Source organism: Micromonospora sp. CCTCC AA 2012012, assembly GCF_040499845.1.
Lineage (GTDB): Bacteria > Actinomycetota > Actinomycetes > Mycobacteriales > Micromonosporaceae > Micromonospora > Micromonospora mangrovi.
In genome coordinates this window covers 3,916,140-3,931,269 of record NZ_CP159342.1, presented here as the reverse complement: position 1 = coordinate 3,931,269, position 15,130 = coordinate 3,916,140, and the positions used below count along the sequence as shown (strand labels likewise).

The following is a 15,130-nucleotide window of genomic DNA, read 5'->3' as shown; positions in this document are numbered from 1 at the left end:
GAGCGAGCGCAGCGAGCGAATCATCGAACTCAGCCTGTTGGTGCCTCATGGCGGCACGGAGCGAAGCGGAGTGCCGGCATGAGTGACCTGATCAAGCTGACCGCCGCCGAGATCGCCGGTCTGGTGAGCAGCGGTGAGACGAGCGCGGTCGAGGTGACGCAGGCGCACCTGGACCGGATCGCCGCCGTCGACGAGCGGGTGCACGCCTTCCTGCACGTGGACACCGAGGGCGCCCTCGCGGCCGCCCGCGCGGTGGACGAGCGCCGGGCCGCCGGCGAGGAGCTGGGCCCGCTCGCGGGTGTGCCGGTCGCGGTCAAGGACGTGCTGACCACGAAGGGCGTACCGACCACCGTCGGGTCGAAGATCCTGGAGGGCTGGCGCCCGCCGTACGACGCGACGATCGTGTCCCGGCTGCGCGAGGCCGGCACGGTGATGCTCGGCAAGACCAACATGGACGAGTTCGCGATGGGCTCCTCCACCGAATACTCCGCGTACGGCCCGACCCGGAACCCGTGGGACACCGACCGGATCCCCGGCGGCTCCGGTGGTGGCAGCGCGGCGGCCCTGGCCGCGTACGAGGCGCCGCTGTCGATCGGCTCGGACACCGGCGGCTCGATCCGCCAGCCCGGCGCGGTCACCGGCACCGTCGGCGCGAAGCCCACCTACGGCGGCACCTCCCGGTACGGCCTGGTGGCGTTCTCCTCGTCGCTGGACACCCCCGGCCCGTGTGCCCGTACGGTGCTCGACGCCGCCCTGCTGCACCAGGTGATCGGCGGCCACGACCCGCGCGACTCCACCTCGATCCCGCAGCCGGTGCCGGACGTGGTGGCCGCGGCGCGCCTCGGCGCGAGCGGCGACCTGACCGGCGTGAAGCTCGGCATCGTCTCCGAGTTCACCGGCGAGGGCGCCGAGCCGGGTGTGATGGCCGCGTTCCGGGAGTCCGTCGACACCCTGACCAAGCTGGGCGCCGAGGTCGTCGAGGTGTCCTGCCCGCACTTCAAGTACGCGCTGCCGGCCTACTACCTGATCGCGCCGAGCGAGTGCTCCTCCAACCTGGCCCGGTTCGACGGCGTCCGGTTCGGCCTGCGGGTCGGCGACGACGGGAACCGGTCGCTGGAGGAGGTCATGTCGCTGACCCGGGAGGCCGGCTTCGGCCCCGAGGTCAAGCGGCGGATCATGCTCGGCACGTACGCGCTCTCGTCGGGCTACTACGACGCCTACTACGGTCAGGCGCAGAAGGTCCGTACGCTGATCACCCGGGACTTCACCACGGCGTTCGAGCAGGTGGACGCGCTGATCTCGCCGACCACCCCGTTCGTGGCGTTCCCGCTCGGGGCGCGCACCTCGGACCCCTACCAGATGTACCTGGCCGACCTGTTCACCATCCCGACCAACCTGTACGGCGGACCGGCGATCTCGGTGCCCTGCGGGCTCTCCGAGGGCCTCCCCGTCGGCCTTCAGGTGATGGCGCCGACGATGGCGGACGACCGGATGTACCGGGTCGCCGCCGCGTTGGAGTCCGTGGTCGGCACGTTCACCCCACCGGCGCTGTGAGGCAGGAGCTCAGATGACCACGACACTGCCCGCGTACGACGAGGTCGTCGCGCGCTACGAACCGGTGATCGGCCTGGAGACCCACGTCGAGCTGGGCACGAACACCAAGATGTTCTGCGGCTGCCCGACCGACTTCGGCGGCGAGCCGAACACCCGGGTCTGCCCGGTCTGCCTGGGCCTGCCCGGGTCGCTGCCGGTGGCCAACAAGGCTGCCATCGAGGCGACCATCCGGATCGGTCTCGCGCTGAACTGCTCGATCGCGCAGTGGTGCCGGTTCGCCCGGAAGAACTACTTCTATCCGGACATGCCGAAGGACTTCCAGATCAGCCAGTACGACGAGCCGCTCTGCTTCGACGGCTACCTGGACGTCGAGGTGAACGGCGAGCTGGTGCGGATCGGCATCGAGCGGGTGCACCTGGAGGAGGACACCGGCAAGACGCTGCACGTCGGTGGCGCCACCGGCCGGATCCACGGCGCGACCGAGTCGCTGGTGGACTACAACCGGGCCGGCATCCCGCTGGTCGAGATCGTCACCAAGCCGGTCCCCGGCACCGGCGCGCTGGCGCCGGAGGTGGCGAAGGCGTACGTGACCGAGCTGCGGGACGTGCTCCGCTCGCTGGGCGTCTCCGACGTCCGGATGGAGGAGGGCTCGCTGCGCTGCGACGTCAACACCTCGCTGAACTTGCCGGGCGAGGAGTGGGGCACCCGTACCGAGACCAAGAACGTCAACTCGCTGCGTTCGGTGGAGCGGGCGGTCCGCTCGGAGATCCTGCGTCAGGCGTCGGTGCTCGACGCCGGTGGCCGGATCGTGCAGGAGACCCGGCACTTCCACGAGGACACCGGCGACACCACGTCGGGCCGGTCCAAGGAGACCGCCACCGACTACCGGTACTTCCCGGAGCCGGACCTGGTGCCGCTCGCCCCGGACACCGCCTGGGTGGCCGAGCTGAAGGCCGCCCTGCCGGAGCTGCCCCGGCTGCACCGCCGCCGGTTGCAGGAGCAGTGGGGCCTCTCCGACCTGGACATGCAGTCGGTGCTCAACGCGGGCGCGGTCGAGCTGATCGAGCGGACCGTGGCGGCGGGCACCATCCCGGCCGCCGCCCGCAAGTGGTGGCTGGGTGAGCTGTCCCGCCGCGCCAACGAGACCGGCGTGGAGCTGGCCGACGTCGGCGCCACCCCGGAGCAGGTCGCCGAGCTCCAGGGCCTGGTCGACGCCGGCAAGCTCAACGACAAGCTGGCCCGTACCGTGCTGGAGGGCGTGGTGGCCGGCGAGGGCTCGCCGACCGAGATCATGACCAACCGGGGCCTGGAGGTGGTCTCCGACACCGGTGCGCTCACCGCCGCCGTGGACGAGGCGATCGCCGCCAACCCGGGCATCGCCGACAAGATCCGCAGCGGCAAGGTCGCGGCGGCCGGCGCGCTGGTCGGCGCGGTCATGAAGACCACCCGCGGCCAGGCCGACGCCAAGACCGTCCGCGACCTGATCCTGGAGCGCCTCGGCGCGCAGGGCTGAGCCCCACCCGTGAGGCCGCCGTCGTGACCCGGCGGCGGCCTTCGGCCTTTCGAGTACGCGCGCGACCCGCGCCACCCCCTCGCGAGGGCGTCAACGGCGACGCCCGGATGGAGTCACCGTGAACCAGCACGACCTCGACGTCCTCGACGAGATCCAGCGGCGGGTGCTCTGGCTCGCCACCCGGATCGTGGACGCGGCCAACCACGACCGCAGCGCCGGCGACGGGGTGAAGGTGGGCGGCCACCAGGCGTCCAGCGCCTCCCTGGTCACGGCGATGACGGCGCTCTGGTTCGCCCACCTGGACGCCGAGGACCGGGTCGCGGTGAAGCCGCACGCCTCGCCGGTGTTCCACGCGATCCAGTACCTGCTGGGCAACCTGGACCGGTCGTACCTGCCCAGGCTGCGGGCGCGCGGTGGGCTCCAGTCGTACCCGTCGCGGACCAAGGACCCCGACGAGGTGGACTTCTCCACCGGCTCGGTCGGCCTGGGCGCGGCGGCGCCGCTCTTCGCCGCGGTGACCCGGCGGTACGTCGACGCGCACTTCGGCGAGCGCCCGCACTCCCGCTTCGTGGCGCTGATCGGCGACGCGGAGCTGGACGAGGGGAACATCTGGGAGGCCGTCGCCGACCCGGCCACCACCGGCCTGGGCAACGTGATGTGGCTGGTCGACTTCAACCGCCAGTCCCTGGACCGGGTGGTGCCGGGCATCCGGATCAACCAGTGGCGCGGCCAGTTCGAGGCCGCCGGCTGGCACGTCGTGGAGGTCAAGTACGGCCGCAAGCTCGCCGAGGCGTACGCCCGGCCGGGCGGCGAGGCGCTGCGCGACTGGATCGACCGGATGCCGAACGAGCAGTACCAGTCGCTCTTCGGGCTGGCCGGGCCGGCCCTGCGCAAGCAGTTCCTCGACGGCGCACCGGCGGGCATCGCCGAGCTGATCGCGGACACCCCCGACGACGAGCTGGGTCCGCTGGTCACCGACCTGGGCGGGCACGACCTGGCGGCGATGCTCGACGCGTACGCCCAGTGCGACGCGGTCACCGACCGGCCCAGCGTGGTCTTCGCGTACACGGTGAAGGGGTGGGGCCTGCCGATCGCCGGCAACCCGCGCAACCACTCGGCGCTGCTGAGCACCGAGCAGGTCGACGCGCTGCGTACCGCCAACGGGTTGACCGCCGAGACCGAGTGGGACCGCCTCGACCCGGCGTCGGAGGCCGGGATCCGGGCCGGCGAGCGCCGGGAGGCGCTCGCCCGCGCGCCCCGCGAGCGCGCGCTCGGCGTCACCGTCCCGGAGACCACGAAGGTACGCGTCAACAAGCCGATCTCCACCCAGGAGGTCTTCGGTCGGGTGCTGGTGGACCTGGCCCGGGACCCGGCCGTCGCGCCCTACCTGGTGACGACCGCGCCGGACGTGGCCACCTCCACCAACCTCGCCGGGTTCATCAACAAGACCGGCGTCTTCGCCCCCACCGAGCAGCGCTCCTGGACCGAGGACCGGATGCTGCGCTGGACGGAGAGCCCGTCGGGCCAGCACATCGAGCTGGGCATCTCCGAGATGAACCTGTTCCTGCTGCTCGGCCAGCTCGGCCTGTCGTGGGACCTGTCGGGGCAGCCGCTGCTGCCGGTCGGCACGGTCTACGACCCGTTCGTGCTGCGCGGCCTGGACGCCTTCCTCTACGGCACCTACTCGGGCTCGCGGTTTGTGGTGGCCGGCACCCCGTCGGGCATCACCCTGGCCCCGGAGGGCGGTGCCCACCAGTCCACCATCACCGCCTCCGTCGGCCTGGAACTGCCCGGCGTCACCTTCTGCGAGCCCGCGTACGCCGGGGCGCTGGACTGGCTGCTCTGCGACGCGCTCGGCCAGATCGCGCAGGGTGCGGCGCCGGCCGCCACCGCCGCGCCGGCCGAGGACGGGGCGTACTACTTCCGGCTCAGCACCCGGCCGGTCGACCAGGCCCCCTTCGAGGCGGCCCGGGCCCGGCTCGGCGACGCGGTGCTGCGCCGGCAGGTGGTCGCCGGGGCGTACCGGCTGGTGGACGCGCACCGGGCGTACCCGGAACTGGCCGACGCCCCGGTGGTGCAGCTCGCCGCCTCCGGCGCGGTGCTGCCGGAGGTGCTCGCCGCCGCCGCGGAGCTGGCGGAGGAGGGCATCGCCGCCCACGTGGTCGACGTGACCAGCCTGGACCGGCTCTACCGGGCCTGGCAGCGCACCCTGCGGCAGGGCGTGCGGACCGCGGCCGTGCCGAGCGTGCCCGGCGCGCTGCGGTCGGCCTTCGCGGACCGGGTGCCGGTGGTGACCGTGCACGACGCCGCCTCGCACGCGATGGCCTGGCTCGGCTCGGCCGTCGGTGCGCCGGCGGTGCCGCTCGGGGTGGACGAGTTCGGCCAGTCCGGCAGCGTCCAGGAGCTGTACGAGCTGCACGACCTGCTCCCCGGCAGCATCGTCAACGCCGCCCTGGCCGCCCTCTCCCTGCGCTGACCCCGACACCGGCCCACGACCGGCGGCGTGCGGACGGCGCGCCGCCGGTCGGCAGGCCGGAGCCGGTCGGATGTCGCGGAGTGTTGTCACGCTGGGTATTGGCGAACCGCTCACCCACAGTGGTCAGCATCTGCGGCTTGCCTCCCCGGATTCCCGAGCCTTTGCTCTGCAGCCCTATACGCATCACCCTGTTGAGCTGGCATTTCAGGTTTCCGCAGCTCTGCATCCATCCGCGCAGCGCTCACCCAGCGTCAATGCTGCGCCGGTGGCTGCAGAGCAAAGGCACCGAACCGCCCTCCGACCGCAGGGCGTCTGTCACTCAAGGTGGTCAGAGCTGTCTTCGAGCGGCGACGGCCTCGGCCTTCGGGCCGCCCGTCCGCCGTCCTGGTCAGCCGGTCAGCCGGTCAGCCGGTCGTCGTCGGGCCGGCGGTCGGTGACTCCTGCGGACCGCCCCGGGTCGGGGTGGGCGTCACCGGGACCTGGGCGCCCTTGGCCGGCTCCCGGATCACGTGCCGTTCCAGGTTCACCTGCGCCTGTCCGGTCCCGCCCACGGTGATGTCGTCGTACGCCTGGAGCAGCTTCTGCTGGTCGAAGTAGAGCACCGTCATGGAGAGCGGGGTCGGCTTCTCGCCCTCCAGCCCGCGCAGCCCCGCCCCACCCGTGGAGCCCTCCACCATCAGCTGGGTGGGCTGCTTGTCGGGCACCTGGGGCAGCTTCGACACCTGCCGCGCGTGGGTGTGCCCGGCGAGCACCAGCGGGCAGGTCCCGGAGAGCGGGCCCGCCGAGGCCGGGTCGTGCACCAGCGCGATGTTCACCGGCTGCGGCGAGTTGCGGACCGTGGTGGCGAGCTGCTCACCCGCGCCGATCACCTGGTCGGCGACCACCTTGGTGAGCCCGCTGCCGGCCGGTGAGGTCTCCTTGTCGGGGGTGAACCGGGGGTCGCCGATCCCGGCGACGGTCAGCCCGGCCACCGTGGTGGTGGTGTTGTCCAGCACGATCGCGTTGGGCTGCTGGGCCACCGCCGCCGCGGTCCGCGCCGAGTCGTGGTTGCCGCGGATGTAGACGTACGGCTTCTTGAGCAGGCCGATCGAGCCGACGAAGGACGCCTCGGGCTCGCTGCCCCAGTCGGTGATGTCGCCGGTGTCGATCACCACGTCGATGCCGAACTGCTCCACCACCGTCCGGATGAGCTGCCACCCCGTCGGGTTGAGGTGCATGTCGGAGACGTGCAGCACCCGGGTGGTGCCGGGCGCCGGCTCGTAGACCGGCAGCGCGGAGACGGTGGTGTAGAGCTGGCTGACGTTGCCGACCAGCCGCTGGAGCTGCTCGGCGTACTTGGTGTAGTCGTTGGCGATCCGCCGGGCGTCACCGACGATGGCCGGCGCGTTGACCAGCAACCCCTCGTAGCGGGGCTCCTCGATGGCCTGCGGTCGGATGGTCGCCGCGGCCAGGCCCAGACTGCCGGCGGTGACCGCCAGGGACAGCCCACCGGCCCAGGCCGTCCGCCGGACGTCGCGGAACGCCAGCCCCGCCAGGAGCAGGGTCGCCAGCACCGCCCAGCCCAGGGTACGCAGCCCGAGGCGCAGCACCCCGGCCCGGACGTCCTGCACGGCCGACTGGCTGGCCCGGCTGATGCTCGCCGGATCGTCGATCAGGGCCTCGGTACGCCGCTGGTCCAGCGAGCCGAGCTCCACGGTGAGGTGGGTGGGCCCGTCGTGGCTGTCCAGCAGCAGCGCGCCCAGCGGCGGGACGTTGACGGTGGTGCCGCCCCCCACCGCGGGGGTGAGGCTGAGCTGGGCCCGGAACGGTCCGATGTCGGTGCCGACGTGCCCGCCCCCGTACGTGCCGAGCACCGACCCGGCGAGGGCGACCGCCAGGATGGCCAGCACCACGCCGAGCCGCCGCAACGGGCCGCGGACCGCCGGCCGCCCGGCGGTGCGCCCGCGCAGCGGCCAGCGCCGGGTACGCCCGGTGACCGGGGTGTCCCCGGTGCCCGGCTGCTCGTTCTCCTGACCGTCCATGCTGAGATTCTGACCTGCCCGTTGAAGGATCTTGGCAAACCCGCCGGAAGGCGGCCCGTTCGACCGGCCCGGACCCCGCCGACCCGGCCGGTCCGGCGTTCAGCTGCGGCCCGCGCCACCGCCCGCGAAGACCAGCCGCAGGATCCGGTCGTCCTCGGGCACCGGCTGCCCCCGGCCGTCCCGGTTGGAGGTGGTGACCCAGATCGAGCCGTCCGGGGCGGCCACCGCCGCACGCAGCCGACCGTACCGGCCGGTGAGCAGTTCCCGGGGCTGACCGAGCACGGTGCCGGTGTCGGTCAGCTCGACCAGCCAGAGCCGCTGACCGCGCAGGCAGGCGGTGACCAGCAGGCGCTGCACCGCCGCCAGGCCCGAGCAGGAGGCCTCCGTCGTCCGCCACTGCACGATCGGGTCGACGTAGCGCTTGTCACCGGCGCGGCCCTCGACCTGGGGCCAGCCGTGGTTGGCGCCGGGGGTGATCTGGTTGATCTCGTCCCAGGTGTTCTGGCCGAACTCCACCGCGTACATCCGCTTGGCGGTGTCCCAGGCCATGCCCTGCACGTTGCGGTGTCCGAGCGACCAGACCGGCGAACCGGCGACCGGGTTGCCGGGGGCCGGCTTCCCGTCCCGGGTGATCCGCAGGATCTTGCCGCCGAGGCTCTTCGGGTCCTGGGCCGCCGCCTGCCGGCCGGCGTCCCCCGTGCTCACGTAGAGCTGGCCGTCCGGGCCGAAGGCGAGCCCACCGCCGTCGTGGTTGGCGGCGGCCGGGATGCCGGTGAGGATCGGGGTGGGTGGCCCGCCCAGCTCCAGCCGGGCGACCCGGTTGTCCTGCCGGGTCGTGTAGTAGACGAAGACGGTCCGGTCGTCCCGGTAGCCGGGGGAGACCGCGATGCCCAGCAGCCCGCCCTCGCCGCCGGCCGCCACGTCCGGGATGGTCTGCACCTCGGTGACGGTGAGCCCCGCCGGGCCCGACTCCGGGCCGACCCGGAGGATCCGGCCGCTGTCCCGCTCGGTGACCAGCGCGCCGCCGTCGGGCAGGAAGGCGATCGCCCACGGCACCCGGAGCCCCTTGGCCAGCACCGTGGCCACCACCTGCGGGGCCGCGCCGCCCGGCCCGGCGGTCGCCGACGGGGTGGGCAGGTTCGGCGGCTCGCCGGCCGGGTCCGGCGCCGGCTCGCCGAAGGCGCAACCGGCGGTGCCGAGCAGCAGCGCCGCGCACGACGCCGCGAGCGCCGCCCGGAGGCGGCTGGTGCGAGGGTACGGGGGACGGGCGCTCACCCGGCACAGCCTAGCCCGCACGGGGCCGCCCGTCCGGGCGCGACGGATCCGTGGTGCCGGTCGGCGTCAGCGTGCCCGCAGCACCAGCAGGGCGACGTCGTCCTCGCGGGCGTGCGCGGCGGCGAGCAGCCGGTCACACAGCTCGCCGAGCGGGAGCGCCGCGGTGCCGGCGAGCCGGTCGAGCAGCTCGGCGGTGCCCTCGTCGATGGTGCGGTCGCGGCGCTCGGTCAGCCCGTCGGTGTAGAGCAGCAGCGTGTCGCCCCGGGCGAGGGTCAGCTCCCGGGTGGCCCGACTGATCGGGCGGGCGAGGCCGAGCAGCGGCTCCCGGTGCGCGTCGAGCACCTCCACCTTGTCGTCGGCGCGGACCACCAGCGGCGGCGGATGCCCGGCGTTGCACCAGCTCACCGTGAGCCCGCCCGTGGCGTTCCGGCGGACCCGGGTCAGCACGGCGGTGGCCACGGTGCCGATGCGCAGCCCCCGGATCGCGTCGTCCAGATGGGTGAGCAGGTCGCCGACCGCGTCCGTCCGCCCGTACGCGTTGCCCCGCACCAGGTTGCGCAGCTGGCCCATGGTGGCCGCCGCCTCGATGTCGTGGCCGGCCACGTCGCCGATGGCGGCGATCAGGTCACCGTCGGGCTGGACGAAGGCGTCGTACCAGTCGCCGCCGACCTCGACCCGGTCGGCGGCGGGCAGGTAGCGGGCGGCCAGCTCGACGTCGGTGCTGTCGGGCAGCAACGGCAGCATGCTGTGCTGGAGCACCTCGGCGACGTGCCGCTGCTCGCTGTACATCCAGCTGTTGCCGACCGCCTGGCCGGCGCGGCGGCCGATGTCCAGTGCGGTGTGCAGGTCACCGTCGTCGAAGGGACGGCGCCGGCCGCTGTTGACCAGCGTGATGCAGCCGATGGTGACGCTCCGGCCGCCGGCCGCCGTGATCGGCACGCTGAGGTGGGACGCGAAGCCGAGCCGCTCGGCGAGCGGCGGCATCTCCGGGTGGGTGGTGCCGCGTACCACGTCGACGAGGCCGCCGGGGTTGCGCAGCACCGGTCGGCCGGTGCGCAGCACCGCCCGGGTGATCGACTCGGGGCCGAGGCCGGTGATCATCAGCTCGGCGAAGCGGGCCGTCTCGGCGGCCAGATCCGGGTCGCGGTGCACCGCCGAGACCGTACGCGGCGTGCCGGCCGGGTCGACCAGGGTGATCAGGCACCAGTCGGCCAGCAGCGGCACCATGGCGTGCCCGAGCCGGTCGACGGCGGTGGCGATGTCCAGCGTGCCGGTCAGGGTCTCGCTCATCCCGGCCAGCATGGCCAGCCGGTCGTGTGCCTCCTCGGCCCGGCGACGGGCCTCCTCCGCGCCCTCCAGCGCGATCCGCAGCCGCAGCTCCGACGAGCAGGCGGCGGCCAGGTCGGCGAGGGTGCGCAGCTGCTCGGCGGTCCAGGCGCGGGGCTTGCTGTCGATCGCGCAGAGCGAGCCGAGGACCCGCCCGTCCAGGTCGGTGAGGGGGATGCCGGCGTACGCGATGACGCCGAGGTCCTCGATGGCCAGGTTGCGGCGGACCCGGGGATAGAGCCGGGCGTCCGGCAGCACCATCGGCACCTCGATGTCGACGACGTGCTGGCAGAACGAGTGGCTCAGCGGGGTCTCGCGGCGGGCGGCCCACGGCTCCGGCAGGCCCACCGCGCCGGGGAAGAACTGCCGCTCGGCGGTGACCAGGGAGACCAGCGCGACGGGAACGTCGAGCAGGTCGCTGACGAGCCGGGCGAAGCGGTCGAAGGCCTCGTCCGGCGCGGCGTCCAGCCGGGTCTCGGTGAGTGCCCGAAGCCGCTCGGGGTCCGTCAGTGCCGCCATGGGCACAGCGGGACGTTCCGGCGTTGCCTCGGTCATCGACCACCCTGTCTCCCCGATGGAACGCCGGCCGACGCCCCGATCATCCGTTATACCCGGCCGCGGCCGGGATCGCCCCGTCGGAACCGGCGTCGTCCCGGTCACGTCGGTGGTCGGTGGCCGGTGTACCCGTTCGGACGCCGTCCCGACCCTGCACCGTACCGGGGGCTATGGTCGGCGGTCGTGAAGGTATGGATTCCGCACCCCGACGGCCGGTCCCTCCTCGGCGAGCTGCCCCCGGGCGTCACCGTGGAACTGCTGGCGGACCCGGCCCGGCTGCCCTCGTCGCCGGTGGGTGTGCGGTTCTGGGTGCCGCCCTTCCTCGCCGGGTCCGGCACCACCGGGTTGCTGAGCGAGCTGCCCGACCTCCGGGTGGTGCAGCTGCTCTCCGCGGGGGCGGACGCCTGGGCGGGTCGGGTCCCGGCCGGCGTGACGCTCTGCGACGCGCGGGGTGTGCACGACTCGTCCACCGCCGAGTGGGTGGTCACGGCGATCCTCGCCCAGCTGCGCGGCTTCGCCCCGCTGGCCCGCGCGCAGGCCCGGCGGGAGTGGGCGTTCGACGAGGTGGCCCCGACCGACGAGCTGGCCGGCAAGCGGGTGCTGATCGTCGGGGCGGGCTCGATCGGCGCGGCGGTACGGGCGCGGCTGGCCCCGTTCGAGGTGACCTTCACCCTGGTGGCCCGGACGGCCCGCCCGGCCGAGGGCGTGCACGGTGTGGACGAGCTGCCCGCCCTCCTGCCGGAGGCGGACGTGGTGGTGCTCCTGGTGCCGCTGACCGGGCGGACCCGCGGGCTGGTCGACGCCGCGTTCCTCGCGGCGATGCCGGACGGGGCGCTGCTGGTGAACGCCGCCCGGGGCCCGGTCGCCGACACCTCTGCGCTGGTCGCCGAACTCTCCACCGGTCGGCTCCGGGCCGCCCTGGACGTCACCGACCCCGAGCCGCTGCCCGCCGACCATCCCCTCTGGGGGCTGGAGAACGTGCTGCTCACCCCGCACGTCGCCGGCTCGGTACGCGGCCTGCTGCCGCGCGCCTACCGCCTGGTGGGGGAGCAGCTGCGCCGGTTCGTCGCGGGTGAGCCGCTGACGAACACGGTGGTGGACGGCTACTGACCCGTCCGGTCAGCGGCGCGGGTCGGCCGGTCCCGGCGGTCAATGGCTCGGGTCGGCCGGTCCCGACCGTCGGCGGTGCGGGTCGGGCAGTTCCCGGCCGTCGGCGGCGCGGGTCGGTCGGTTCCCGGCCGTCAGCGGCTCGGACCGGGCAGTTCCCGGCCGTCAGCGGCTCGGGTCGGGCAGTTCCTGGCCGGTCGCGGCGACCAGGCGGGGCAGGTCGGCGGCCCGGACGGCGGGCAGGAGCACCTGCTGGCCGTCGTCCAGCCGGGCGGTCACCCGGCCCCGGGGGTCGGTGACCAGCTCGGTGACCCGGGCCCAGGGGATCCGACGTCCACCGGCGAGGGCCCGCAGTCGCAGCTCCCGGGCGTCGACGTCGGTGCCGGAGCGCCACGCCCAGACCGCGATGCCCAGCGGGATCAGCAGCACCCAGAAGAGCCACCAGCGGGCGGTGGCGAGCGGCAGCGCCCCGATGAACGCGACGATCGCGGCGACCAGGATCGCCTGGTTGTGCCGGAAGCTGACGGTGTCGGCGCGGTTCACCCCCCGATGATCGCACCCCGCTGGGTCTCCGTGGCGGTCGGGCGGCGGCGCGGTGACCGGGGCGACTCCTGTGATCGGGGTCACCCGGAGTTGGCCGTCACCGCGTCGCAGATGAGTCGTTGGGAGGCGTGGTCGCGCCGTGTCTCCGGCCCGGTGGGCCGATCCGTCGCCGTCTCCGTCGTCAGCCCAGTCCCCGACCCGTTCGACCCCGCACGTCGTTCCGCAACCGCACCGCCCCGTGCCCCCTCACGAAGGCGACCGCCGTGCCCGTCGCGTACCCCTCCGGCGCTCCGCGCCGCCGCCCGCCCGTTCCCGACCTGGTCGTGCTCGCGGTCGGTGCCCACGTCGTCCTCGCCGGTCTCGTCGGCCTGGTCCCGCCGTCCGCCGCCGTCGCGCTCGCCGTCGCCGCCGGCTGCGCCCTGGCCTGTGTCCGACTCTCCTGGCTGGCCGGTGCCCGGCCGCCCGCACCCGGCCGACGGCCCGCACCCGGTCCGTCCCCGGCCGCAGGTCCGCCTGCGGCTCCCGGCCTTCCCCCGGCGTCCGGCCTTCCCCCGGCGTCCGGCCTGCCCCCGGCGTCCGGTCCGGCTGCGGGGGCGGGTCCGTCCGGGGTGTCCGCTCGGTCGACGTCGCCACGTCCACCCCTGACACCGGCGCCGACCGCCCGACGGGCCGCGCTGCCCCGCCGGGTGGTTGCGCTCCTCGACGCCGCCGTGCTGATGACCGGCCTCACCGTGGCCGTGCTGCCGCTGACCGGCCCGGCGCAGCGGTTGCCGGTGGCCCTCGGCGGGCTCACCGTGGTCATGCTGCTGCACGCGGCGGGGCTGCTCGGGCTGCCCGGTCGGTCCCGGCTGCCCGGCCCGGAACGGCTCCGCCGCGTCGTCGACGTCGTCGGCCTCGGCGTCAGCCTGACCTTCGCCGGTGCGGTGCTGCTGCCGGCCGGCGCGGTGCCGGTGGCGGCGCGGGTGGCGAGCGTCGCCGGCGCGGTCGGGCTGGCGGTGCTGGTGGTGGCCGCGCTCGCCGACCGGCGCCGCCGCCCCGGCGCCGCGCTCTGCCTGACCGGCGCGGCCGCGGCCCTCTCCGGCCTCGCCGTGCTGGTGGTGCTGCTCGCCTACCGGGCCCCGGACCGGGCCACCCTGGTCGTGGTGCCGCCGCTGCTCGCGGGGGCGCTGCTCACCGCCGCGGGCGCCCGTCGCACGGCGGCCGGCGACCCGCCCCGCCCCGGCGGTCCGGCGGCCGCCTGGCCCCGGGTGACCGCCCCGGCCGGGGTGGCCGCACTCGCCGCCGCCGGCCACCTCTGGTGGCTGGGGGAGTTCACCGCGCCCGCCGTCGCGCTCGGCCTGGCGGTGATCCCGCCGATGGTGCTGCGGGAACTGCTCACCGTCGTCGACCAGCGCCGTCAGGCGGACCGGCTCGCCGCGCACGAGGCCCGGCTGCGGGACCTCGTCCGGGACGCCGACGAACGGGACCGGCTGGCCCGTACGGTGCGCCGGCTCGCCGCCACCGACCAGCTCACCGGGCTGGCCAACCGGGCGGAACTCCTGCGCGAGCTGGCCGGCCGGGGCCCGGGGTCGCCGCGGGGCGCGCTGCTCGTCGTCGACGTGCACGGGCTCGGCGCCGTCAACGAGGGGTACGGGCACCTCGTCGGCGACCGGGTGCTGGTCGAGGTGGCCCGGCGGCTGCGTGCCGGCTGCGGCCCCGGCGACCTGGCGGTACGGCTGGCCGGCAGCGAGTTCGCGGTGCTCACCGCGACGGGTCCGGTGCTCGCGTACGGGTTGGGCACCCGGGTGCTGGCCGCGCTGACCGAGCCGTGCCCGGTGCCGGGCGGGGCGGTCGTGTTGCGGGCCAGCATCGGGCTCGCCGAGACCGCCGCCGGTGATCCGCAGGACGTGCTGCGCCAGGCCGACCTGGCCCGCCGCCGGGCGGTGCAGCTGGGCCGGGACCGGGTCGAGTGGTACGACGCCTATCTGGAGGAGCAGCTGGTCCGCCGGCTCGACCTGGAACGGGAGCTGCCCGGCGCGGTGGACCGGGGTGAGCTGGACCTGGTCTATCAGCCGGTGCTCGCCCTGGCCGACCGGCAGCCGGTGGGCACCGAGGCGCTGCTGCGCTGGCGCAGCCCCGCGCTGGGCACCGTGCTGCCGGCGGAGCTGCTGCCGGTGGCGGAGGATCTGGGCCTGGTGGGTGAGGTGGGCCGCTGGGTGCTGGACCGGGCCTGCCGGCAGCTCGCCGACTGGTCGGAGGGGGGCCGTCGGCTCTGGATGTCGGTGAACGTCACGCCGGGGGAGCTGACCGCGCCGGACTTCGTGCCGTCCACCGCGACCGCGCTCGCCGCGTACGGGGTGCCGGCGGACCGGTTGGTGGTGGAGGTGGCCGAGCCGGCGGTGGCCGCCGAACTGCCCACCGTGGTGGCCCGGCTGGCCGGGCTGCGCTCGTTGGGGGTCCGCACCGCGCTGGACGACTTCCGGGCCGAGCACGCCTCCCTCGCCCAGCTCCGTCGGCTCCCGATCGACCTGTTGAAGGTCGGTCCGCACCTGGTCGGGGCGACCGGCGACGGGCACCGTCCGCTGATCGACGTGGTGGTGAACCTGGGTGACCGGCTGGGGCTGGACGTGGTGGTGGAGGGGCTGGAGTCCGACGCCCAGGTCGCCGGGGCGCGTCGTGCCGGGTGCCGCTACGGCCAGGGCTTCGCGCTGGCCCGGCCGGCGACCGCCGAGCGGGTGGAGGCCTGGTTCGAGGAGTTCCCGTCGGCCTCCCGCTGAACCC

Annotated in this window: 9 protein-coding genes; 5 read left to right on the top strand and 4 right to left on the bottom strand. The window is 74.8% G+C overall.

Translation table 11 applies throughout. The annotated features are described in order from the left end of the window. Window positions 1-78: 78 nt before the first annotated feature. The 3 genes from gatA to ABUL08_RS17125 all read left to right on the top strand — a co-directional run bounded on the left by gatA (window position 79) and on the right by ABUL08_RS17125 (window position 5,543). Window positions 79-1,554 carry an Asp-tRNA(Asn)/Glu-tRNA(Gln) amidotransferase subunit GatA gene (gene gatA / locus ABUL08_RS17135; RefSeq protein ID WP_350930914.1) on the top strand — a complete coding sequence of 492 codons (1,476 nt, stop codon included), beginning with the start codon at window positions 79-81 and terminating at the stop codon, window positions 1,552-1,554. Window positions 1,555-1,567: 13 nt separating this feature from the next. Next, window positions 1,568-3,067, top strand: a complete 1,500-nt coding sequence (gatB, locus tag ABUL08_RS17130; RefSeq protein WP_350930913.1) for an Asp-tRNA(Asn)/Glu-tRNA(Gln) amidotransferase subunit GatB — start codon at window positions 1,568-1,570, stop codon at window positions 3,065-3,067. A gap of 118 nt (window positions 3,068-3,185) precedes the next feature. Continuing rightward, window positions 3,186-5,543 carry a transketolase-like TK C-terminal-containing protein gene (locus ABUL08_RS17125; protein ID WP_350930912.1) on the top strand — a complete coding sequence of 786 codons (2,358 nt, stop codon included), beginning with the start codon at window positions 3,186-3,188 and terminating at the stop codon, window positions 5,541-5,543. A gap of 404 nt (window positions 5,544-5,947) precedes the next feature. Here ABUL08_RS17125 and ABUL08_RS17120 read toward each other — a convergent pair whose 3' ends face one another. The 3 genes from ABUL08_RS17120 to ABUL08_RS17110 form a co-directional block, all read right to left on the bottom strand. Next, window positions 5,948-7,564 (bottom strand): metallophosphoesterase, encoded by a 1,617-nt coding sequence (locus ABUL08_RS17120; RefSeq protein ID WP_350930911.1) that lies wholly within the window; start codon window positions 7,562-7,564, stop codon window positions 5,948-5,950. Between the two features lie 99 nt (window positions 7,565-7,663). Then, window positions 7,664-8,839 carry a PQQ-dependent sugar dehydrogenase gene (locus ABUL08_RS17115; protein ID WP_350930910.1) on the bottom strand — a complete coding sequence of 392 codons (1,176 nt, stop codon included), beginning with the start codon at window positions 8,837-8,839 and terminating at the stop codon, window positions 7,664-7,666. A 66-nt stretch (window positions 8,840-8,905) separates the two neighbouring features. Then, window positions 8,906-10,684, bottom strand: a complete 1,779-nt coding sequence (locus ABUL08_RS17110; protein WP_350930909.1) for a SpoIIE family protein phosphatase — start codon at window positions 10,682-10,684, stop codon at window positions 8,906-8,908. A gap of 219 nt (window positions 10,685-10,903) precedes the next feature. Here ABUL08_RS17110 and ABUL08_RS17105 point away from each other — a divergent pair, with 219 nt between their 5' ends. Further along, entirely contained in the window at window positions 10,904-11,830 is a 927-nt protein-coding gene (locus ABUL08_RS17105) for a 2-hydroxyacid dehydrogenase (protein WP_350930908.1), read from the top strand. Window positions 11,831-11,992: 162 nt separating this feature from the next. On the opposite strand, the gene ABUL08_RS17100 is transcribed toward ABUL08_RS17105, so the two are convergent. Continuing rightward, window positions 11,993-12,370: a PH domain-containing protein gene (locus tag ABUL08_RS17100; RefSeq protein ID WP_350930907.1), complete on the bottom strand. Its 378-nt coding sequence runs from the start codon at window positions 12,368-12,370 to the stop codon at window positions 11,993-11,995. A 263-nt stretch (window positions 12,371-12,633) separates the two neighbouring features. Here ABUL08_RS17100 and ABUL08_RS17095 point away from each other — a divergent pair, with 263 nt between their 5' ends. Beyond that, on the top strand, window positions 12,634-15,126 hold the full coding sequence (locus tag ABUL08_RS17095; protein WP_350930906.1) for a putative bifunctional diguanylate cyclase/phosphodiesterase: 2,493 nt from the start codon (window positions 12,634-12,636) through the stop codon (window positions 15,124-15,126). The last annotated feature ends 4 nt before the right edge of the window (window positions 15,127-15,130 follow it).

Bases quoted from the DNA above. Each gene is read 5' to 3' on its own strand.
- gatA (WP_350930914.1), top strand. From the start codon at position 79: ATGAGTGACCTGATCAAGCTGACCGCCGCCGAGATCGCCGGTCTGGTG.
- gatB (WP_350930913.1), top strand. From the start codon at position 1,568: ATGACCACGACACTGCCCGCGTACGACGAGGTCGTCGCGCGCTACGAA.
- ABUL08_RS17120 (WP_350930911.1), bottom strand. From the start codon at position 7,564: ATGGACGGTCAGGAGAACGAGCAGCCGGGCACCGGGGACACCCCGGTC.
- ABUL08_RS17110 (WP_350930909.1), bottom strand. From the start codon at position 10,684: ATGGCGGCACTGACGGACCCCGAGCGGCTTCGGGCACTCACCGAGACC.